At 31.8% G+C, this 20,533-nt stretch carries 21 protein-coding genes; 7 read left to right on the plus strand and 14 right to left on the minus strand.

What is annotated here, in order from left to right:
• Window positions 1-2: 2 nt before the first annotated feature.
• Window positions 3-977 carry a quinone oxidoreductase family protein gene (locus tag SAR11G3_RS06210; protein WP_013695952.1) on the plus strand — a complete coding sequence of 325 codons (975 nt, stop codon included), beginning with the start codon at window positions 3-5 and terminating at the stop codon, window positions 975-977.
• 30 nt (window positions 978-1,007) lie between these two features.
• On the opposite strand, the gene SAR11G3_RS06215 is transcribed toward SAR11G3_RS06210, so the two are convergent.
• The gene (locus SAR11G3_RS06215; protein WP_013695953.1) at window positions 1,008-2,327 is read right to left on the minus strand and encodes a dihydroorotase; all 1,320 of its coding nucleotides are present in this window, start codon (window positions 2,325-2,327) and stop codon (window positions 1,008-1,010) included.
• A 35-nt stretch (window positions 2,328-2,362) separates the two neighbouring features.
• On the opposite strand from SAR11G3_RS06215, the gene ygfZ reads away from it, so the two are divergent.
• A complete protein-coding gene (gene ygfZ / locus SAR11G3_RS06220) occupies window positions 2,363-3,259 on the plus strand; it encodes a CAF17-like 4Fe-4S cluster assembly/insertion protein YgfZ (protein ID WP_013695954.1) in 897 nt (298 codons plus the stop codon).
• Between the two features lie 10 nt (window positions 3,260-3,269).
• Here ygfZ and SAR11G3_RS06225 read toward each other — a convergent pair whose 3' ends face one another.
• Both SAR11G3_RS06225 and SAR11G3_RS06230 read right to left on the minus strand, forming a co-directional pair.
• Entirely contained in the window at window positions 3,270-3,647 is a 378-nt protein-coding gene (locus SAR11G3_RS06225) for a carboxymuconolactone decarboxylase family protein (protein ID WP_013695955.1), read from the minus strand.
• 18 nt (window positions 3,648-3,665) lie between these two features.
• A complete protein-coding gene (locus SAR11G3_RS06230) occupies window positions 3,666-5,108 on the minus strand; it encodes an aldehyde dehydrogenase family protein (protein WP_049775436.1) in 1,443 nt (480 codons plus the stop codon).
• Between the two features lie 70 nt (window positions 5,109-5,178).
• Between SAR11G3_RS06230 and SAR11G3_RS06235 the strand changes: the two genes are divergently transcribed.
• Complete coding sequence (locus tag SAR11G3_RS06235; protein WP_041862406.1) at window positions 5,179-5,580, plus strand: DUF2721 domain-containing protein; 402 nt, start codon at window positions 5,179-5,181, stop codon at window positions 5,578-5,580.
• A gap of 68 nt (window positions 5,581-5,648) precedes the next feature.
• Entirely contained in the window at window positions 5,649-7,418 is a 1,770-nt protein-coding gene (locus SAR11G3_RS06240) for an ABCB family ABC transporter ATP-binding protein/permease (RefSeq protein ID WP_013695958.1), read from the plus strand.
• 36 nt (window positions 7,419-7,454) lie between these two features.
• On the opposite strand, the gene zapE (SAR11G3_RS07760) is transcribed toward SAR11G3_RS06240, so the two are convergent.
• Window positions 7,455-8,183, minus strand: a complete 729-nt coding sequence (gene zapE / locus SAR11G3_RS07760; protein ID WP_315861718.1) for a cell division protein ZapE — start codon at window positions 8,181-8,183, stop codon at window positions 7,455-7,457.
• Window positions 8,147-8,524 carry an AFG1/ZapE family ATPase gene (zapE, locus tag SAR11G3_RS07765; RefSeq protein WP_013695960.1) on the minus strand — a complete coding sequence of 126 codons (378 nt, stop codon included), beginning with the start codon at window positions 8,522-8,524 and terminating at the stop codon, window positions 8,147-8,149. Before zapE (SAR11G3_RS07765) ends, zapE (SAR11G3_RS07760) begins: the two co-directional genes overlap by 37 nt.
• A gap of 37 nt (window positions 8,525-8,561) precedes the next feature.
• Between zapE (SAR11G3_RS07765) and SAR11G3_RS06250 the strand changes: the two genes are divergently transcribed.
• A complete protein-coding gene (locus tag SAR11G3_RS06250; protein WP_013695961.1) occupies window positions 8,562-9,329 on the plus strand; it encodes an NAD kinase in 768 nt (255 codons plus the stop codon).
• Here SAR11G3_RS06250 and SAR11G3_RS06255 read toward each other — a convergent pair.
• The 7 genes from SAR11G3_RS06255 to sufB are packed head-to-tail and all read right to left on the minus strand — an operon-like array spanning window position 9,319 to window position 15,093.
• Entirely contained in the window at window positions 9,319-9,657 is a 339-nt protein-coding gene (locus tag SAR11G3_RS06255) for a HesB/IscA family protein (RefSeq protein WP_013695962.1), read from the minus strand. The two genes, SAR11G3_RS06250 and SAR11G3_RS06255, sit on opposite strands and share 11 nt — an antisense overlap.
• Before the next feature lie 2 nt (window positions 9,658-9,659).
• On the minus strand, window positions 9,660-9,971 hold the full coding sequence (locus tag SAR11G3_RS06260; protein ID WP_013695963.1) for an iron-sulfur cluster assembly protein: 312 nt from the start codon (window positions 9,969-9,971) through the stop codon (window positions 9,660-9,662).
• Window positions 9,972-9,981: 10 nt separating this feature from the next.
• Window positions 9,982-10,440 (minus strand): Fe-S cluster assembly sulfur transfer protein SufU, encoded by a 459-nt coding sequence (gene sufU, locus SAR11G3_RS06265; protein WP_013695964.1) that lies wholly within the window; start codon window positions 10,438-10,440, stop codon window positions 9,982-9,984.
• 3 nt (window positions 10,441-10,443) lie between these two features.
• A complete protein-coding gene (locus tag SAR11G3_RS06270; RefSeq protein ID WP_013695965.1) occupies window positions 10,444-11,661 on the minus strand; it encodes an aminotransferase class V-fold PLP-dependent enzyme in 1,218 nt (405 codons plus the stop codon).
• Complete coding sequence (gene sufD / locus SAR11G3_RS06275) at window positions 11,654-12,904, minus strand: Fe-S cluster assembly protein SufD (RefSeq protein ID WP_013695966.1); 1,251 nt, start codon at window positions 12,902-12,904, stop codon at window positions 11,654-11,656. The genes SAR11G3_RS06270 and sufD overlap by 8 nt, the downstream gene beginning before the upstream one ends.
• Window positions 12,905-13,642, minus strand: coding sequence for a Fe-S cluster assembly ATPase SufC (gene sufC / locus SAR11G3_RS06280; protein WP_013695967.1), 738 nt, complete (start codon window positions 13,640-13,642; stop codon window positions 12,905-12,907). It abuts the gene before it with no gap.
• Window positions 13,642-15,093: a Fe-S cluster assembly protein SufB gene (gene sufB / locus SAR11G3_RS06285; RefSeq protein ID WP_013695968.1), complete on the minus strand. Its 1,452-nt coding sequence runs from the start codon at window positions 15,091-15,093 to the stop codon at window positions 13,642-13,644. Before sufB ends, sufC begins: the two co-directional genes overlap by 1 nt.
• Window positions 15,094-15,211: 118 nt before the next feature.
• Here sufB and SAR11G3_RS06290 point away from each other — a divergent pair, with 118 nt between their 5' ends.
• A complete protein-coding gene (locus SAR11G3_RS06290) occupies window positions 15,212-15,868 on the plus strand; it encodes an alpha/beta hydrolase (protein WP_013695969.1) in 657 nt (218 codons plus the stop codon).
• On the opposite strand, the gene SAR11G3_RS06295 is transcribed toward SAR11G3_RS06290, so the two are convergent.
• The gene (locus SAR11G3_RS06295; protein WP_013695970.1) at window positions 15,854-16,960 is read right to left on the minus strand and encodes an anhydro-N-acetylmuramic acid kinase; all 1,107 of its coding nucleotides are present in this window, start codon (window positions 16,958-16,960) and stop codon (window positions 15,854-15,856) included. The genes SAR11G3_RS06290 and SAR11G3_RS06295 overlap by 15 nt on opposite strands.
• Before the next feature lie 61 nt (window positions 16,961-17,021).
• Here SAR11G3_RS06295 and tyrS point away from each other — a divergent pair, with 61 nt between their 5' ends.
• Window positions 17,022-18,260, plus strand: a complete 1,239-nt coding sequence (gene tyrS / locus SAR11G3_RS06300; RefSeq protein WP_013695971.1) for a tyrosine--tRNA ligase — start codon at window positions 17,022-17,024, stop codon at window positions 18,258-18,260.
• On the opposite strand, the gene SAR11G3_RS06305 is transcribed toward tyrS, so the two are convergent.
• A complete protein-coding gene (locus SAR11G3_RS06305) occupies window positions 18,257-20,530 on the minus strand; it encodes a hypothetical protein (protein ID WP_013695972.1) in 2,274 nt (757 codons plus the stop codon). The genes tyrS and SAR11G3_RS06305 overlap by 4 nt on opposite strands.
• Window positions 20,531-20,533: the final 3 nt, after the last annotated feature.

The following is a 20,533-nucleotide window of genomic DNA, read 5'->3' on the forward strand; positions in this document are numbered from 1 at the left end:
ATATGGTTAAAGTAATTAAAATTCAAAAATTTGGTGGTCCTGAAGAACTTCAGTCAGTAGATGTAGAGCTACCTAAGCTAAATGCGAATGAAGTTTTAATAAAAAATTTATCTATCGGTCTTAACTATATTGATGTCTATCACCGTACAGGTCTGTACCCTATTCCATTACCTAGTGGTATTGGCTTGGAAGCGTGTGGAATGGTGGAAGAAATTGGATCAGATGTTACATTATTTAAAGTAGGAGATCGTGTTGCTCACTCTTCTATGCCCATCGGTTCTTATTCAGAAAAACAAATATTTCCTCAAGAAAAATTAGTTTTAGTTCCAGAGGGGATTTCCAATGAGGTTGCTTCTGTCATTATGTTAAAGGGAATTACTGCCGAATATTTATTGCATCGGGCTTATCCTGCTAAAAAAGGTGATAAGGTTTTATTTCATGCAGCAGCTGGTGGTGTGGGGCAAATACTTTGCCAATGGGCAAATGCAATTGGTTGCACGGTAATTGGAACTGTTGGCTCCAAAGAAAAAGAGGCGATAGCAAAGCAAAATGGGTGTCATCATGTAATCAACTACACAGATCACAATTTCGTTGAAGAAGTTGAAAAAATAGTAGGAAAAAATGGAATTGATGTCGTTTATGATGGTGTAGGTGCTTCTACTTTTGAAGGATCGATTGAATGTTTAAAAGTCAGAGGAATGATGGTTGCTTTTGGAAATGCCTCTGGATACGTCAAAACATTAGATATTAAGAAACATATTAATACAAAAGGTTTGTTTTTTACCCGACCTTCTATTGCTCACTATACAGTTACTAGAAAAGAATTGGAGGATGCGGCAGCAACAGTGTTTGATGCTATCTTAACTAAAAAATTTAAAGTTGATATTTTTAAAACTTACCCTTTATCTGAAGCAAAAAAAGCACACGAAGACCTAGAGGCAAGAAAGCTTAAAGGACCAGCTGTTATACTTCCGTAAGCGCACACTCTCAAAATATAAAAATAAATATTAACTAAACTTTAATGGTTTACCGTATTTAGTTTCGGCTAGTTTTCCATCCCACACAGAAACATTTCCATTCACAATAGTACCTGATGGCGTGGCAGGTAATTTCCAACCATCGTATGGGGTCCATTTACAATTACTTGCAATCCAATCATTGGTAATTACAAATTCTTTTTTCATATCAACTACTGTAAGATCCGCGTAGAAACCCTCTTGAATAAAACCTCTTTTTTCTATTCCAAATAATTTACAAGGATTTTCAGATAATAAACTAATTACTTTTGATAACTTAATTTTTCCCTCGAAGAAATGCTTTAACATTAAAAGAAAAATAGTTTGCACACCTGGCATTCCCGATGGACTTGCTGGATAAGTTTGTAATTTTTCTTCTATCGTATGAGGTGCATGATCCGAACCAATAACATCCACCGTTCCATCTAAAACACCTTTCCATATTCCGTCCATATGCTCTTTTTCACGAACAGGAGGATTCATTTGTACAAAAGTTCCTTTTTTATCGTAACAATCTGGGGCAAATAAACTTAAATGATTAGGAATAACTTCAACGCTAACAATATCTTTATAATCTCGTAAAAATTCCATTTCGTCCTTAGTCGATATGTGAAGGATATGAACTCTTTTGTTATGATTTTTTGCGTAGTTAGCTAATTTTTTTGTAGAAGACATCGCGGTCTCCACACTTCTCCAAACATAATGTGTTTTAACATCTCCTTCGATAATTTTATCTTTATTAGCTTCAAGCATGTTTTCATCTTCTGAATGAACAGAAACGATTCTTGGAGAATTTTTAATCACTTGCTCGATATATTTATCTTCTTTAACTAATAAATTTCCAGTAGAAGAACCAACAAACATTTTAACTCCGCAACATCCCTCTAAGTTTTTAGTTACATCTAAGGCAACTGAGTTATTCTCTGTCGCTCCATAATAAAAGGCATAATTACAGTGCATTCTATTTTTTGCTAAATCTAATTTTTGCTGAAAACGTTCAGGGCTATCCGTCGGGGGTGAAGTATTAGGCATTTCAAACACAGAAGTCACTCCTCCCAGCACAGCAGATTTACTACCACTTTCTAAATTTTCTTTTTTTGTATTGCCTGGTTCCCTAAAATGTACTTGCGTATCTACAATGCCAGGAAAGACAGATAAGCCTTTTGCATCAAGAACAAGGTCTGCAGAATCATCTATTTTTTCTGAGATTTTGGAAATAATGTTATCTTTTATTGCGATGTCGGTAAGAATAAGCTTCTTATCTATATAGCACTCTGCATTTTTTATAATTAAAGTATATTTATTAGACATTATTAAACACAAACTAATATACAAAAAAGATATATATGAATAGTAATTTTGCAATCCATTTAGAACAAAAGACAGTTATTTCCATTAACGGGTCTGATGTAGTTCCTTTTTTGCAAAGTATAATCTCTAACGATATACAATTAGTGGATGAAAAAACTTCCATATATTCATGCTTATTAACTCCACAAGGAAAATTTTTATACGATTTTATTATAACTAAGAAATCTAGTGATCATTATTTACTTCAATGTAATAAATTAATTGTAGATGACTTTATTGCCAAGCTTACTGTCTACAAGCTTAGATCTCAAATTCAAATAAGCAAAGTAGATCAGGAGTATGTCTCGCTTTTTTTTAATATGGCAAATGAGATCATAGCTAGCAAATTTAATACTATCCAAGGATTTACCATTCAAAATCAATATGGTTTTTTTTTTAATGATCCAAGATTAGCTGACCTGGGTGTTCACGGAATTATTCTCAAAGATAAATTTGATGATCTAGTAAAGGAGTTGAATGTAAATTTATTACCCCTAGATACCTATGTTAAAATTTGTCACCAAGTCGGATTGGTAGACTTGGTTCCAGAATTGGCATTATCCAATTATTTTTCTCTAGAGTTAAACCTAAAGGAACTGAATGGGGTAAGTTTTAAGAAAGGATGTTTTGTAGGTCAGGAAAATACCGCAAGAATGAATTTGAAAAATAAAATAAGAAAAAGAGTTTTTCCTATTCAAATCATTCAAGGTTCGGTTGAAATTGGACAGCCTATAAAAGATAATGAAAAGACAATTGGAAAAATAATTTCTTTAGATCCTGCCTGCTTTGGTATTTTAGATGCAGAAGAGAGCAAGCATTTACTTGACCAAACTATTTCTTTGGAGCAATCTAGTATTAAAATTTTAAAACCGTATTGGCTAAACTTAAATTAAAACTATCTTATTAAGACTTTTGCTCATCTAAAACTTTTTTAGCTACTCTAAAACATTCCATTGCCTGAGGTACACCACAATAAATACCGATCACATGCAAAATAGCTCTTAACTGCTCTTCAGTAACTCCGTTTTTTATTGCACCCTTGCAATGAATTTCCCATTCATGCATTTTTCCTAAAGCTGCAATCATAGTTAAATTCATCATAGATCTCGTTTTCATATCAATAGACTCATCACCCCAACCAAAGCCCCAACACCATTCTGTCATAGCCTTTTGAAATGTATCGTTTAAGTCAGTGGTATTAGCCATGACCGTTTCGACATACTCTTTTCCAAGAACTTTTTTTCTTTTTTCCAATCCTACTTTAAATAGTTTTTCGTCCATGCCATTCCTTTCATTTGGTTAAAGCCATTTCATATTAATATTCTTTACTCTGCTATAACTTTTTAATTCATCGTAACATTCTTCAACACCAATTCCACTTAACTTCCACCCCCCATAAGGAGCACCTGCATATCTACCTGCCGCATTAATCCATACATACCCACATTCAATTTCTTCTGCAGTTTTCATCGCATTGCTTAATGAATTCGTTACAATTCCTGCAGTTAATCCGTAATCTGTTGAATTGGCTATGTTCATCATCTCTTCATAATTACCCCAACTCATGACCGATATTACAGGACCAAAAATTTCCTGGTTTGCAATGGTCATAGTAGGGGTGACTTTTGAAAAAATAGTGGGATTGATGAAAAAACCATCTTTCAAATCTTCTGTTTTGGGTGAATCTCCACCCAATTCTAATTTTGCACCCTCTTTAATTCCTGATTGAATAAAACGATGAACACTATCAAATTGCTTTTTGGAAACTACCGGCCCTACCACATTAGTATCAATCCATGGCAAGCCTACTGGTATTTTTTTTACTTCAGTAATTAATGTTTCTAAGTATTTATCGTGTAATTTTTTATGGACTAAAATTCTAGAAGGAGAGCTGCAAGACTCGCCCTTAGTGTCAAAACGCATTCCTTTAATAGTTAGATCGACTGCAAAATCAATATCCACATCATCAAAAACAATAAGAGGATTTTTTCCACCCAATTCTAATGATATATTCTTTAATAAAGGAGCTGCATCTTTGGCTATAGCAATTCCTGTTTGAACTGATGAAATTACTGCTATTCGTTTGACTAAAGGATGTTTAACTAAAAAAGATCCTACATCCGCACCTCCGGTTACTACATTAATAAGTCCATTTGGAAACAAGCCATCCAACAATTCACAAAATTTTAAAGATGAAATAGGTGCTTGTTCTGAGTTTTTAATGATGACGGCATTTCCCATTAAGATAGGAGCAGCCAATTTTTCAGCACACCATCTAAAAGGGCGATTAAAAGAATTGATTTTCAAAACTACCCCATACGGTTGTTGTCTCGAAAAATTTAAATGTTTTGGCTCCATGGAGAAGGTCTCCCCTTTTACTTCACGGACTAGTCCTGCAAAGTATTTCATATTAGCGACTGCCTGTAAGACATCTTTTCTAGCAAAAGTAATTGCGTTACCTGCATTGTAGGTATCCATCAAGGCGAATTCTTCTACTCGATCTTCAATTCTTGAGCATAATTTTAAAATTAAATCTGCTCTTTTAGAAATGCTTACTTTGGCCCATTCTTTTTGTGCTTTTGTTGCAGATTGGACTGCAAGTTCTAACTCCTCATTAGAAGAGACGGGTATCTTTGCTAATACAGAATTGTTGGATGGGTTAATGACTTCATATGTTTTGGGTTCATTAAACCACATTCCATTCACATATGTTCCTTTAACTTTAAATAAATTCTGATTCATGGAAAAATTACACTCAATATTAAAAAAATCTAATCTATGAAATAAGTTTATGATACAATAAAATTCATATATGAATATAAATTATACAGTTACTGCCCTCATGTTTCCAGCAATACCTCTATTAATGACAGTCTATAACAATAGATTTCACAGCTTAAGTGTCTTAATTAGAAAAATTCATGATGATTATATTTTTGATAAACATGTGCCCGCTCATTGGGAGAAGCAACTAGAAAATTTAGAAGGTAGAATAAAGATTGCCAAATACACGATGCTTTTTGCTGCGTTAGGATTTTTTTTTAATATGCTGACAGTCTTTGCGCTTTATCTAAATAAGATATTTATTGCTAAAATTATTTTTGTATCTTGCTGCACTTCTATGTTGATATCTATAGTCTTTTTTATTGTAGAAGTTCAAATTTCAACAAGGGCTCTTAAACTTCATATGTCAGACATGAAAGACAAAAGATAAAACTATTACTAAACCACCCCTGCTTTTTTGCCCATAATAAATTATGAATAATCAGGTATATTAAGATTATGAAACAAGGAAAATATATCAAGACTTTCAAACTGTTGCTTCCTTATTTATGGCCAAAAAAAAGAAGGGACCTAAAGACAAGAGTTAGCTTTGCAGTTATTGCTTTAGTATTGGCAAAAATAGCCAACGTTACGACTCCTTTAATATTGGGAGCGTCAGTTAACTCCCTCACAGAACTGAGTTCAGGTATTAATTTATTTATGCTTGTGCCTGTTGCTTTAATTGTCGGCTACGGCATTGCGAGAATAATTACTTTTGCATTTGTTGAAATTAGGGATGCTTTGTTTTCAAAGGTTTCTCAACACTCTATCAGACAAATATCCTTAACCATGTTTCAGCACGTACATAATTTGTCATTGCAATTTCATTTAAATAGACAAACGGGAGCACTTGCAAAATTTATAGATAGGGGAACCAAAGGAATAGATTTTCTTTTAAGATATGTATTGTTTAATATTGTTCCTACTTTTTTTGAAATTTTTTTAGTTTCAGGAATTTTATTTTATCTTTATGGACCATGGTATGCAGTTATAACTCTTATAACTGTGGGTTTTTATTCTTACTTAACATTTCAGATCACGGAATGGAGAAATGAATTTAGAAGAAAAATGAATCAAGCTGACAACGATGTCAGTACAAAAATGATTGATAGCTTGTTAAATTTTGAAACAGTTAAATATTTTAATAATGAAAAATTTGAATTTAATAGGCTTGATAAATCCTTAGAGGAATACGAATTAGCTGCTAATCAAACTCGTCATGCTCTATCGTTATTAAATGTAGCCCAAACATTAATCATAACGACTGGAATTACTATCATGCTAGTAATGTCTGCTTACGGCATTAAAAGTGGGGACATCGATGTCGGAGGCTTTGTAGTAATTAATGCTTATATGCTTCAATTATACCAACCTTTAAGTTGGCTAGGTTCAGTCTATAGAGAAATTAGGCAAGCTTTAACTGACATGGAAAACATGTTTAGCTTATTAGAAATATCACCCACAACACAAAATGTTTTTGATACTATGCCACAAAGTGATGTTGCTGAAATTAAATTTTCTAATGTTAGTTTTGATTATGACATTCGAAGAACTATCATCAAAAATATCTCATTTGTAGTTCCCAATGGAAAAAAAGTTGCGATTGTAGGACCTACCGGAGCTGGTAAATCAACAATTAGCAGGTTACTTTTTAAATTTTACGATCCTAAAGTAGGGGGGATTTATATCAATAATATTAACATAAACAAAATCTCTCAAGAATCTTTACGAGAAATAATTGGCGTGGTTCCACAGGATACTGTCTTATTTAACGATACAATCTATTACAACATTGCTTATGGAAGAACTGGAGCTACTAAAGAAGAGGTGGTTAGTGCTGCTAAAAATGCAGATATACATGATTTCATATCAATTTTACCGGATGGCTATGAAACAATTGTAGGAGAGAGAGGCTTAAAGCTATCTGGTGGAGAAAAACAAAGAGTAGCTATTGCAAGAACTATTCTAAAAAATCCTAAAATATTCTTCTTTGACGAGGCAACCTCTGCCCTAGACACAAGCACTGAAAAAGAAATTCAAAAAAACTTAGAAAATGTCTCTAAAAACAAGACAACTCTAATAATTGCGCATCGACTTTCTACTGCTGCAAATGCTGATAATATAATTGTTCTTGATGAGGGCGTTATTATTGAGCATGGAACACATGAAAGTCTATTAGCGCAAAAAGGGAAATACTTTGAAATGTGGGGAAAGCAAAAACCTAGCTAAAGGTTTTGCAAAAAGAGATTTTTTATTTTTAATAAGTTAAATTGCAAAATCAGGAGAAGTTAGTTCGTGCAATCTGCTAACTGTTCTCTTGAAGGGTGCAGCTAGTTTAAGAGATGAAGTCATATCGTCAATGGAAACTTCGCATGAGACTAGAATGGGGATTTTTTTTTCATATAAAATATCTATTAAAGTAATAAATCTTTGTTGCTCATTCATATTGTCATTATTGAAATTAGGAATGTTTTCTAGGATAATAAATTTAGATTTTTCAGCAATAGCAATATAATCCTCTGCCCCCAAATTTTTAGAACACAGATCATTAAAATGAAACATTGCTGTTCCTTCGTAATATTGCTCAATACAAAAAGATCTACCTTTGACCAAAATCTCTGGGGTGGTTAAGGCTTTTCCTTTGGTGATTTCTCTAGTTAGTTGATTGATGTTAAATTTAGTTTTTTCATTAATAGGATGAAAAAAACGTTCTAAAGTTTTAAAACCAGATGTTCTATAGTCACTTTTAATGACCAGCCCTCGCTCTATGCAAAATTTTTTAATAGTTTTGATAAATGGCACGAACTGCTCTCTTTGCAATCCATCTTGATAGAGATTGTCAATTTGAATGTTGGAAGTAAATATAGCTTTGATGTTGTGGTTAAAGATGGTTTGAAATAGTTTTCCTAAAATCATAGCATCTACAATGTTGGTTACTTGGAATTCATCAAAATAAATTAATTCAGTTTTTTTTTTAAATTTTTGACAAACAATTCTAACAAATTCTCACTTTTGGATTTTTCTTTGTTTTGATGAATAAAATCATGAACATTGATCATAAACTCATTGAAGTGCAATCTTTGTTTCGGAATAGTTAGGGAATCGTAAAAAAAATTTAATACCATCGTCTTTCCCACCCCCACGTCACCGTACAAATAGAAGCCAAGTTTGTTTTCTCTGGGAGAGAATAGTCTAGAAAAAAAATTATTTTCTTTCTCGCTGTCTTTGTAAAATTTTATTAAAAGTTCAATAATTTCTATCTGTTCGTGATTTTTTTTTAATTTTAAATCAGAGCAATGTATTAAAAAAGATTTTTTTAAGGATGTAATATTCATTTTTTTTAACTATTTTTATGATATCAGTTTATTAGCTATGGATGATCTAAAAATTTGCCTAATCACTGACAATACAAATAAAGCTCTTTCGGCAAAAAAACAAATACTAAAAAGTTATAAGAATTATACACCTAGTAAATGCGATACGATTATTGTGGTTGGTGGCGACGGCTTTATGCTGCAATCCTTAAAAAAATATTATCAATTCAAAAAACCTTTTTATGGAATGAATCAAGGAAATCATGGATTCTTACTGAACCCATTTTCTATCGGTAAATTAAAAGCCAATATAAAAAAAAGCAATCAGATTATTCTTAACCCTTTGCAAATGACTGTAACTACCCGAACCAAAACTATTAAAAAAATAATAGCTATTAATGAAGTTTCTATATTTAGACAAAGTAGACAAACAACAAAGTTGGAAGTTTACATAGATGGCAAATTGCAGATTAAACAATTAACTGGTGATGGTTTACTAATTGCTACGCCTGCAGGTAGCACTGCTTACAATCTTTCAGCGGGAGGACAAATACTCCATTTAGATAGTAAAAAAATTGCAATGACTCCAATAAGTCCATTTAGACCTAGGGGGTTAAAAGGAAAAGCCATATCGAACAAATCAAAAATTTTAATCAAAAATTTGGATTCTAAGAAAAGACCAGTCAGTGCAGTAGCAGACAATAATGAAATCAGGGATGCAAGAATAGTTAAAATAAGTATCAATAATAAAATTAAATTTAAATTACTATATAATAAAAAATTTGGTCTTAAAGAAAGAAATTTAGTAGAACAGTCTAAATCTTAAAAGACTCTCCACAGCCGCAACGTTCCGTCTCGTTAGGATTGTTAAAAACAAAAGAAGATGAGAATTTATCTTTTTTATAATCCATGACTGTTCCCAAAAGATACATAATTGCCTTAGGGTCAATATAAACTTTGACACCCTTGTCTTCGATAACTTCATCCCCTGGACTTTTTTCATTTATATAATTCATTTCATAAGACATGCCAGCGCAACCACCTGTAACCACATTCACTCGAACTCCTTCGATAGTATTATCTTTAGCGTTGGACATTATTTCGTTTATACGTTCTGCTGCAGCATCGGTAATGCTAATAACTTGTGAGCTCATCGTTATAAATTCAACTCCAGTTTAGCCGATTCTGACATTTTAGTTTTGTCCCAAGGTGGCTCCCAAACAATTTTTACTTCCACCTCTTCTACTTCAGCAATATCTTCTACTGCTCTTCGGACTTCCATAGGTAACGATTCTGCAACAGGGCAATGAGGGCTAGTAAGCGTCATGTCCATAGATACCTTCTTATCTTCAATACGGACATCATAAATTAGTCCCAGCTCATAAATATCCACTGGTATTTCTGGATCATAAACCGATTTAAGTTTTTCAACTATTTTGTCCATCAGTGCTGAATGATTTGCGTCCATTGTATATTTCTTATGCGTTAATTTTTTTAGTTTTATTGTGTAATGCCGACTCTGCAGCAATCCATGCTAGTGTAGCACATTTCACTCTCATTGGAAATTTAGCTACAGAAATAAAAGAGCTTAATTTTGCTGCTTCAGATTCATTTATGCCAGATAAGGCCGTCTCATCTGCCTTCTCAATAAATTTCATAAAAGAATGAATTAGTAAAAAAGCGCTTTTTTCTGATTTATATTTCAAAATTTCAGTCATAATTGAGCTTGAGGCAATGCATATAGCGCACCCCTCTCCCATAAAGCTTATTTCTTCAATGGTTGAGTTGTCATTTAATTTCATAAATATGTGTGTTCTGTCTCCACACATAGGGTTAAAAATCTCTTTATTTCTATTAAAATAATCTAACTTTTTATTATTTCTAGGGTTGTTACCATGATCAAGAACAAGGTCTTGATAGAGGTTTTTTACAGACATTATTTATTTTTTTTCAAAAATTTTTTGACACTTTTTTATTCCTTCACACAAAGCATCAATATCATTTTCATCATTATAAACTCCAAAAGAAACTCTAACTGAAGAATTAACATTAAGAACATCATGTAAAATTTGACAACAATGATGTCCTCCTCTTACTGCAATACCTTCCTGATCAAGTATGGTAGATACGTCATGAGAATGAATTTTATCTATATTAAAAGAAAAAACGCCACCTTGATTTTTAGGAGAGGTTAAAACTTTTACCGAATTATTTGTTTTTAATTTTTCTAAAGCTAATTGAGTTAGATCCAATTCATGTTTAATGATATTTTTCTTTTCAAGCTTATTAATAAAATTAATAGATTCATTTAAAGCAACAACTTCTGCAGTTGGCATGGTGCCTGCTTCCATTTTCCAAACACCTCTTGCATAAGCAATATCTTTTTTAGATACATAATCAATCATACCGCCGCCTCCGATAAATGGATCAAAATCATTTAGCCATTTATATTTAATCGCCAACAAACCAACGCCAGTAGGGCCATACATTTTATGTCCTGAAAAACTATAAAAATCACAATCTATTTTTTTAATATCAAGATCTAAATGAGCAGCTCCTTGTGTTCCATCCACTGAAACGGGAATATTATGTTTTTTGGCTATAGCTACTATCTCCTCCAAAGGAGTAATCGAGCCAGTAACATTAGACATGTGCGTAACACTAATAATCTTTGTTTTAGGTGTAATTAATTTCTCTAATTCTTCTACTTTTAAATCACCCTGTTCATTAATCGGCAAAAACTTAATAACAACATTTTTTCTTTTTCTAAGAAAGTGCCAAGGAACATAATTGGCATGATGCTCGAGTTCAGTTAAAATAATTTCATCTCCATCTTTGATGAATTTTTCTGCAAAACAGGTAGCAACTAAATTCAAGGACTCTGTAGCATTTTTGGTAAATACTATTTCATAGTCATCACTAGCACCCACAAAAGATTTTAAATTGGTTCTTGTTAATTCATATTTTTCAGATGCATTAACTGCAAGCGAATAAATTCCCCTACCGACATTTGCAAATTCATTGCTATAAAAATTACTAACTGCATCAATTACAGATTGTGGTTTTTGAGAGGAATTGGCACTATCTAAATAAACCAGGTCTTTACCATTAGTTTTGTTTTTAAAAATGGGAAATTGATTTTTAATATCTTTAAACATTTTCTGCATCGTGTCCTAATTTTGTAAAAAAGATTTTTTTAAAACGATCGTCTTTAAGTTTGTCAATTACTTCGGCCAAAAAACCTTTAATCATCATTTCTTTTGCATCTGTTTCATCAATACCTCTTGATCTTAAATAAAAAATAGATTCACTATCAATACTTCCAGAAGATGAGCCATGAGAACATTTTACATCATCTGCATAAATTTCTAATTCTGGCTTAGAAAAAAATCTTGCTTTATCGGACAATAAAAGAGCTCTAGATAGTTGATATCCATCTGTTTTTTGAGCTTGAGAATCTACAAATATCTTTCCTTGAAATGCTGCTGTGGAAGAATCGTGCAAAGCAGACTTTATGAACTGCGAGCTTTCTGTGAATTCTTCATTGTGGTTAATGATTAATTTAATTTCATGGTTGTTGTTATCTAACAATGACTGAATTCCACTTACAGAAGCAAAGGAGTTTTTTCCATTTAAATTTACAATAGTTTCATCTCGACATGAATTGATATTTTTGGAAAAAGTGAAATGCTCTAACTCAGAACCTTCGTCTAGATTTGCTTTAGTGAAATTAAAAATCGTAGAATGTTTATTCTCTTCATTAACATTGTATTTTTTTAATTTAGAGTTTTTTGCTAAAAACACTTCTGTATTTGATGTGATCAAGTATTCTTGATCAGAATTATAAATATTTTTTTCAAAAATTGTAATTTCACTACTCTCATTAATAAGAATAAAATTTTTTGCACTAACAAAGCTGGAGGAAAAATTGTTAGAATAAAAATTATAGACAACAATCGGCTTTGATATTGCAGTATTTGGCTCAACTTCTATTAAGTATCCCTCGTCTGCGAAGGCATTGGTAAAATTTAAAACAGGATTTGTACCTTCTTTTTTTACTGATTTTAAAAATTTTTCATTTTTTACAATTTTAAGTCCGTTTTCTTGAACGTTATCTAGCTGCAAATTTCCATCTATAAAAATAATGGGATAGTGATCGTAATTTTCTTTTAATTCTTCAGGGAAATTTTGTTCTGCAGATTTACCAAATTCCACACTAAGAAATTTATTTAAATCTTTTGTTAAAGGAGAGTACTTCCATTGTTCATCTTTAGCTTTTGGAAAGCCATTGGTTAAAAAATGATTAAATGATTTTTTTCTAAACTCAATATCATCTGGATTGCTTTCTAGGGACTGGATGAAAGAATCGAAATTTACTTTAATGTTTTCGTAGTTTTCCATTTAATTGATAAACTGCCCATAACCCTCTTTTTCAAGATCCAATGCTAGCTTCCAATCTCCAGTTTTAACTATTTTTCCATCAGACAAAACATGAACAAAGTCAGGTTTAATATAATTTAAAAGTCTTTGGTAATGAGTAATAATTAAAAAAGATCTATCAGGATCTCTTAATGTATTTACTCCGTTTGATACAATTTTTAATGCATCGATATCTAGCCCTGAATCTGTCTCGTCCATAATAATAAAGCTTGGTTCTAACAACGACATTTGTAATATTTCGTTTCTTTTTTTCTCTCCTCCAGAGAAACCGACATTCAAAGGTCGAGCGAGCATTTCATCGTCTATCTTTAGCTCTGTAGATTTTTCTTTAAGAATCTTCAAAAATTCTATTGCATTAAGCTCTGATTTTCCGTTAGCTTTTCTAATGGAGTTTAGGGAGGTTCTTAAAAAATTTTTAGTAAACACCCCAGGTATTTCTGTTGGATATTGCAAGGCTAAAAAGACACCTTCTTGGGCTCTTTCCTCTGTATTCAGCTCTAATAAATTTTTTTTATTAAACTTGATTTCTCCTGAAACATTGTAGCCTTCCTTGCCAGAAAGAGCATAAGATAGGGTGCTTTTGCCAGAACCATTAGGTCCCATGATTGCATGCACTTCTCCTTTTCCAATACTAAGATTTAGGCCTTTAAGTATCTCTTTTTCATCTACACCAGCTTTTAAATTTGTTATTTCAATCATTAACCAACACTTCCCTCCAAACTTATGCCAACCAATTTCTGAGCTTCCACTGCAAATTCCATAGGTAATTGTTGCAAAACTTCTTTGCAGAAACCATTAACAATCAAACTAACAGCTTCCTCTTGGTTTAGTCCTCTTTGTCTGCAATAAAATAATTGGTCCTCACTAATTTTTGAGGTAGTTGCCTCATGTTCAATTTCTGAAGAAGCATTTTTATTTTCAATGTAGGGAATAGTATGAGCTCCACATTTGTTACCAACTAATAATGAATCACACTGTGTAAAGTTTTTTGCGCCGGTAGCCTTTGGATGAATACTAACCATTCCTCGGTACGTATTGTCAGCATGACCTGCGGATATACCTTTAGAAATTATTTTACTTCTAGTATTTTTTCCTAAATGAATCATTTTGGTTCCAGTATCTGCTTTTTGATAATTATTAGTAATGGCAACTGAATAAAATTCTCCTTGGGAGTTATCCCCTTGCAAAATACAACTTGGGTATTTCCATGTGATTGCAGAACCAGTTTCTACTTGAGTCCAAGAAATTTTAGAGTTCTTTCCTCGGCAAGCACCTCTTTTAGTTACAAAATTATAGATTCCACCTTTTCCATCTTTGTCACCTGGATACCAATTTTGTACTGTTGAATATTTTATTTCTGCATCATCTAAGGCAACCAACTCTACGTTAGCAGCATGAAGTTGATTTTCATCTCTCATGGGGGCGGTACAGCCTTCTAAATAACTTACATAACTACCCTTATCAGCAATAATTAAAGTTCTTTCAAACTGTCCTGTATTGGAAGCATTAATTCTAAAATAAGTAGATAGTTCCATGGGACAACGAACTCCTGGTGGTATGTAAACAAACGATCCATCTGTAAATACAGCCGAATTTAAAGTTGCAAAGAAATGATCTGACATAGGGATAACTGAACCTAGATATTTTTTTACAAGCTCTGGATGCTCCCTAGTAGCTTCTGAAATGGAACAGAAAATAACTCCGATTTCTCCTAGCTTTTCTTTAAAAGTAGTTGCTACAGAAACTGAATCAAATACAGCATCAACGGCAATACCTGATAATTTTTTTTGTTCTAACAAAGGTATTCCCAACTTGTCATACGTTTTTCTAATTTCTGGATCAATCTCATCTAGGGATTTGGGTTGATCTTGCAGACTTTTAGGGGCTGAATAATAATAAAGATCTTGATAATCAATTTTTGGGTATTTTGGTTTTTGCCAATCTGGCTCTTTCATGGATTGAAGTCTTTCGAATGCTTTCAGTCTCCAATCAAGCATCCACTTTGGTTCTTTTTTTTGTTTAGAAATAAATTTAACTACTTCTTCAGATAGTCCCTTAGGAACATCTATCGTTTCAACATCAGTTACAAAACCTTGGGCATACTCAGTGCCCTGATTGTAATTATTTATAAACTCTTGACCGTTACTCATTAATTTAACATTTCCTGTTAGCTAAGGCTTAATTGCCTATGAATTATAAGATATTTTTTACCTTATTAATACTATAGTTATGATATAAGCATTTTTCTAATTTATTCAATTACATCTAATGAAGTATAATAACGCAGAGATATTTATAAATGGCCCTGATGGCAAATTAGAGGCAAAATATATTCAAAGTAAAAAAGATAGTGCTCCTATAGCTTTAATTTTGCACCCACATCCTGAGTATGGAGGTACAATGAACAATCGAGTGACTTACAACGCTTACCATGCCTTTTTACAAAACAATTTTTCAGTGTGTCGATTTAACTCTAGAGGAGTTGGAAAAAGTGAGGGAAAATTTGATAATGGCCTGGGAGAACTATCGGATGCAGCTGCAGCTTTAGATTTTTTACAAAGAAATAATCAAAGTTCTAATGAAAGTTGGGTGGTAGGTTTTTCTTTTGGTGCTTTGATTTGTATGCAACTATTAATGAGAAGACCTGAAATTTTTAGATTTGTATCCATCTCTCCTCAACCAAATATATTTGATTTTAATTTCTTGGCTCCCTGCCCAACTTCTGGTTTAGTTATTCACGGAGACCAAGATCAACTGGTTACTGATGAATCAATGAAAGGCTTGAAAGAAAAACTAACAAGTCAAAAAAAAATTGCTGTAGATTTTGCTGAAATTAAAAATGCAGATCATTTTTTCTTAAATAAAGATAAAGAATTTATTAAAATTCTCGACACTTACATTAAAAAAGAATCAAGATTTTTTTAATAAACGATAAACAACTCCACCCGAAACTGATTTCTTAGATCCTGTAGTATCCTTAAAAGTAATTGGAAGTTTTAAAAGAGATCTAATTGCAAGATAGGCAAAGGCTTGCGATTCAATAAAATCACCATCTATGCCTATTTTATCCAAGTCCACAATATTTGTTTTGGTAAGCTTTTTAATTACTTTCATGAGACATAAATTTTTTCTACCCCCTCCTCCAAAATAAACATTTTTAACTTTTGGGTAGCTGTTAATCAAATCTGCAATTAGCTGAGCAGTCAAATAAGATAAAGTTGCAGCGCCGTCCTCCACACTTAACCCTCGCAATTCTGAAATACTAAAATCTGAAGTATCGTAGGAGACGTTCTTTTTTTTCGAGTGCTCAAGTCTATCTGTAAAATTACTTATAAAATGAAAATCTACAATTCCACTTGAAGACATTTTTCCATTTTTGTCATACGGCATACCAGTATGTGAGGAAATCCATTCATCTAAAAGACAATTTCCTGGTCCGATATCACTTGCAAACATTTTATTTTTATTGATATAGGTAAAATTAGAAATGCCTCCTACGTTTATAAATAGAGTTGGTTTTTTTTCTTTGATTTTTTTTGCAAGAGCTCGGTGATATACTGGTATCAAAGGAGCACCTTCACCTCCATTTTTAAGGTCATTCTGTCGAAAGTTAAAAACAATAGGCAAGTTAATTATTTGTTTTAATAAAAGAGGATCGCCAAGCTGAATTGTTATCTTTTTACTAGGATTGTGATCAATGGTAATTCCATGAAATCCTACTAAGTGAACTTTTTTTTTATATACTCGTAAAATACTATGTGCAGCTTTGGCATGCAGCATAGTTATAACCCGAGAACTTTCTTTAAATAAGCTTGATTTCAATATGGTCTTAGAATCTTTATTGCTAAGTTTTTTTTTACAATTGTATAAAAGCTTTTTTATCTTGGAGTCATAAGGATAATAAAAATTTTTCTTTAATCTTAAATAATCTTTGCCGTCAGTTTCAATAATAGAAAGATCAATACCATCAAAAGAAGTCCCACTCATCATGCCTAATGCGGTATAAATTGTATTCATAATAAATATTTCAAATTAGTAGAATATTGTATAATAAACTTATTAGAGATCATCATATTAAATGAATAAAAAACTTTTAACAGAATTTAAAAATCGTGGGTATTTTTTTCAATGTACCAATGAAAACTATTTGGAAAAACTACTTGAGAGTAAAAAAATCTCTTTCTACATAGGCTTCGACTGCACAGCATCTAGTCTTCATGTTGGTAGCTTGATACAAATCATGTGCCTTCGCCTCTTTCAAAAATTTGGACATAAACCCATCGTTTTATTGGGTGGTGGAACTACTATGGTGGGTGATCCCTCTGGAAAAGAAGAAAGCAGAAAGATTTTAACAGAAGAGCAAATAGAAAAAAATATCCAACAAATCAAAGGAATTTTTTCCAAATTTCTTGATCGAGAAAATATGGAAAAAGTTGTTTATGTAAATAATAAAAAATGGCTCACTAAGCTTAACTATATTGATTTTTTAAGAACGTATGGAAAGCATTTTACACTCAATAGAATGTTAACTTTTGACAGCGTTAAAACTAGACTGGAACGTGAACAATCTTTAAGTTTTTTAGAATTTAATTACATGATTTTACAGGCTTATGATTATCTAGAATTATTTAAAAATAATGATTGCCTCTTACAAATTGGTGGATCAGACCAATGGGGTAACATTGTAAATGGTGTGGATCTTATAAGAAAAGAAATTCAAGGTGAGGCGATGGGTTTAACCACTCCACTGATTACAACAGCTCAAGGTAAAAAAATGGGTAAGACAGAAGATGGTGCTGTTTGGCTTAACGAAGATTTGGTCAGTACTTATGACTATTGGCAGTTCTGGAGAAATACTGATGACAGGGATGTTATTAGATACCTATATCTTTTTACAGAACTTGAGGTGGAGACTATTAAATCTTACGAACAATACACTGGCAACCAATTAAATGGACTAAAAATATTATTGGCAAATGAAGCCACCACTTTACTTCATGGAAAAAAAGCTGCTCAAGAGGCTGAGGAAACATCACGTTCTACTTTTGAGGAACGCTCTACTGGAAAAGATCTTCCCAGTAAAAAAATAAAAAAAAGTGAAATTGAAAAAGGCATTGCTTTAAAAGATGTGTTGTTAGAAATTCAATTTTCTAGTTCTGGGGGAGACTTCAAAAGAAATATGGTGAATGGTGCGTACAGAATTAATAATATTATTGAAACTAATGAAGAGAAAAAAATAACCTTAACAGATGTGGTTAATAAACAAATTAAGATATCTTTTGGCAAAAAAAAACATTTCGTAATAAATGTTATTTAATTTTTATTTTTAAAAAGACCAATAAATCTTTGAATAAACCTAGGTGTTAATGTTTTAATAGGATTGACTGTTGTTTTCAAAGATCCGGGCTGACCTTTAATTTTAAAACTAGCACCAAACACGCCGTCGCCTTGCTTACCTGTGATTATTTTTCCAATAATAGGAATGCCTCTTACTAGTCTATTCAGCACGTAAGCTGGAGCCAAACTTCCTGCAAAACTTACAAATCCATCGGCATTAATTTTACCTTCTAAGATATATCCTAAAGAATCTCCGGTTCCATAAGCATCTACAATTGTCAAAACTCCATTTTTCTTTTCAAACTCCAAGTAAGACTTGTCAAAAAAAACGCCCTTTCCTTGTAAAGTATCCACCAAACCAGTGAAGGAAGTTAAGGACAAAAGATTTGCAAGAACAGGCATTTTTTTTACATAAAATTTATTTAAAATAACTTTAGAAGTGGAATGATCTTTGCTCAGTCGTTCTGAAGAGAAATTAAGTGCTCCGTTAGAAAAACTATTGGCAAAACTTAATCCTGACAAAAAAGGTCTAGAGCGATCTGAAATTAATACAGTTTCTAAATTATTTCTCTTATTTCTAGAGATTTGAATTGATGCTGTTTCTGCATTAGAAAATGAACCAAATGCATTTAAGGATTGATAACTACCATTTTTAATAATGCCAGAAAAAACTGCGTTATTTAATTTGTCATCTCCTATCAATATATTTTTAATTTTAGCATTAACACTTGCATTAAATTTAGGAGATAAAGCTTTTCTTTTCTTTTTTGTTTTGACAAGAGATTTTATAAATTTCCTGAGATCCAAGGAACTTCCTTTAGTAGTAATATTTTTTTTATTCTTAGTTGCAGTAAATGAGTTATTTTCAGTACTCACTTTCATTGATTTAAAATTATAAATTTTATAATCCTTATCGAGGATTAGGTTAAGAATTTTCACATCCGTATCTTTGCTCGAGTATGTCAAATTAGGAATGCTAATGTTATTTTTTGATTTGTGAACTATTTGAAAATTAAGATTGCCTTTAATATCTGGTTTTTTTGTATAATTAATTATATCCAATTGAACCAATGATTTTTCCAAATCCAATGCAATATCAGTATTTTTTTTATTTAAAGCTTGGCGCACATCTATTTTAAATCCTACCACTCCTTGTATGGCTTTGATTTGTATATAGTTCTTAAAATCATTAGTATCAATCTCACCTGAAAAACTAGCTTTAAAATCTTTTGAATTTAACTGGTTGGCTAAAGAAAAAGAGATAGGTTTATTGTTTGCTAAAAATTTTCCTTTTGTATTCAGATTTTTATTTTTTAATTCAGTGATAAAATTAATTTGCGAAACGATTATTCTATTAGCATCGTTCTTTTTTTTTACATAAAAATCAAAACCAGCATCACTTACCTTAATTGTGCTTTGGCTTTTAATATCACGAATTACAAAGCTACTATCGGTCTTTAGATCTATCGACAAAGATATATCAAGATCTCCTTTTAGCTTTTCTATTCCTGCTGGAAACACTTCGCTGCTAATTTTTTTGAATTCTTTCAAGTTAGCTAAATAATCAACATTTCCTGTGATGGAAATATTTGTATTAATTAAAATATTATTTAAATCTTTGTGATTTAAGGAAATCTTTGATTTTACAATATTTAAATCAGATAATTTTCCTTTTTCGACCTTAATATTCAAATCTGAATTATTATATTCAAATTCAGCATTTATATTGGTTGCATAAAGAACGTTTTCATACACCTGAACTGCAAGATCGCTGATAGTTCCCTGAAACAGATTGTTAGATTTTGTTTCAAAATCTATACTTGCACTTCCCTCTAAAGTACCAGAAAGAATTCTTTCTGAAAGTGTTTGATAAACATTAGGGTTAAAGCCTCTTAGCAAAGGAAGTAAAGTTAACATATCTGTTTTTCCTATTTCTAAAAAAGAAGATTTAAATCTCTTTTCATCTTGAAAAATAGACACCAAGCCTAATTGAGTGCTTACATTTATTACTTCAATTTTTTTGTTTTTAAAAGAAAACTCTGGGTCATTCAGTTTTGCATTAATTGCAAAAGTACTGGGGTCTAAAGAAATTTTTATATTATAAAAATTTATGACACTACCAGGAAGTCTCTCTTCTATTTTTCCTTTAACAGTTGTATTGAGTGACGATGTGCTAAATCCATTAATTGAAATTAAAAATAAAATAAAAATAAAGACTAATAGAAAAGATAAAAATTTTATTAATTTCATAAT

It is taken from the genome of Candidatus Pelagibacter sp. IMCC9063, assembly GCF_000195085.1.
Lineage (GTDB): Bacteria > Pseudomonadota > Alphaproteobacteria > Pelagibacterales > Pelagibacteraceae > IMCC9063.

Bases quoted from the DNA above. Each gene is read 5' to 3' on its own strand.
- SAR11G3_RS06210 (WP_013695952.1), top strand. From the start codon at position 3: ATGGTTAAAGTAATTAAAATTCAAAAATTTGGTGGTCCTGAAGAACTT.
- SAR11G3_RS06215 (WP_013695953.1), bottom strand. From the start codon at position 2,327: ATGTCTAATAAATATACTTTAATTATAAAAAATGCAGAGTGCTATATA.
- ygfZ (WP_013695954.1), top strand. From the start codon at position 2,363: ATGAATAGTAATTTTGCAATCCATTTAGAACAAAAGACAGTTATTTCC.
- SAR11G3_RS06225 (WP_013695955.1), bottom strand. From the start codon at position 3,647: ATGGACGAAAAACTATTTAAAGTAGGATTGGAAAAAAGAAAAAAAGTT.
- SAR11G3_RS06230 (WP_049775436.1), bottom strand. From the start codon at position 5,108: ATGAATCAGAATTTATTTAAAGTTAAAGGAACATATGTGAATGGAATG.
- SAR11G3_RS06235 (WP_041862406.1), top strand. From the start codon at position 5,179: ATGAATATAAATTATACAGTTACTGCCCTCATGTTTCCAGCAATACCT.
- SAR11G3_RS06240 (WP_013695958.1), top strand. From the start codon at position 5,649: ATGAAACAAGGAAAATATATCAAGACTTTCAAACTGTTGCTTCCTTAT.
- zapE (WP_013695960.1), bottom strand. From the start codon at position 8,524: ATGAATATTACATCCTTAAAAAAATCTTTTTTAATACATTGCTCTGAT.
- SAR11G3_RS06250 (WP_013695961.1), top strand. From the start codon at position 8,562: ATGGATGATCTAAAAATTTGCCTAATCACTGACAATACAAATAAAGCT.
- SAR11G3_RS06255 (WP_013695962.1), bottom strand. From the start codon at position 9,657: ATGAGCTCACAAGTTATTAGCATTACCGATGCTGCAGCAGAACGTATA.
- SAR11G3_RS06260 (WP_013695963.1), bottom strand. From the start codon at position 9,971: ATGGACGCAAATCATTCAGCACTGATGGACAAAATAGTTGAAAAACTT.
- sufU (WP_013695964.1), bottom strand. From the start codon at position 10,440: ATGTCTGTAAAAAACCTCTATCAAGACCTTGTTCTTGATCATGGTAAC.
- SAR11G3_RS06270 (WP_013695965.1), bottom strand. From the start codon at position 11,661: ATGTTTAAAGATATTAAAAATCAATTTCCCATTTTTAAAAACAAAACT.
- sufD (WP_013695966.1), bottom strand. From the start codon at position 12,904: ATGGAAAACTACGAAAACATTAAAGTAAATTTCGATTCTTTCATCCAG.
- sufC (WP_013695967.1), bottom strand. From the start codon at position 13,642: ATGATTGAAATAACAAATTTAAAAGCTGGTGTAGATGAAAAAGAGATA.
- sufB (WP_013695968.1), bottom strand. From the start codon at position 15,093: ATGAGTAACGGTCAAGAGTTTATAAATAATTACAATCAGGGCACTGAG.
- SAR11G3_RS06290 (WP_013695969.1), top strand. From the start codon at position 15,212: ATGAAGTATAATAACGCAGAGATATTTATAAATGGCCCTGATGGCAAA.
- SAR11G3_RS06295 (WP_013695970.1), bottom strand. From the start codon at position 16,960: ATGAATACAATTTATACCGCATTAGGCATGATGAGTGGGACTTCTTTT.
- tyrS (WP_013695971.1), top strand. From the start codon at position 17,022: ATGAATAAAAAACTTTTAACAGAATTTAAAAATCGTGGGTATTTTTTT.
- SAR11G3_RS06305 (WP_013695972.1), bottom strand. From the start codon at position 20,530: ATGAAATTAATAAAATTTTTATCTTTTCTATTAGTCTTTATTTTTATT.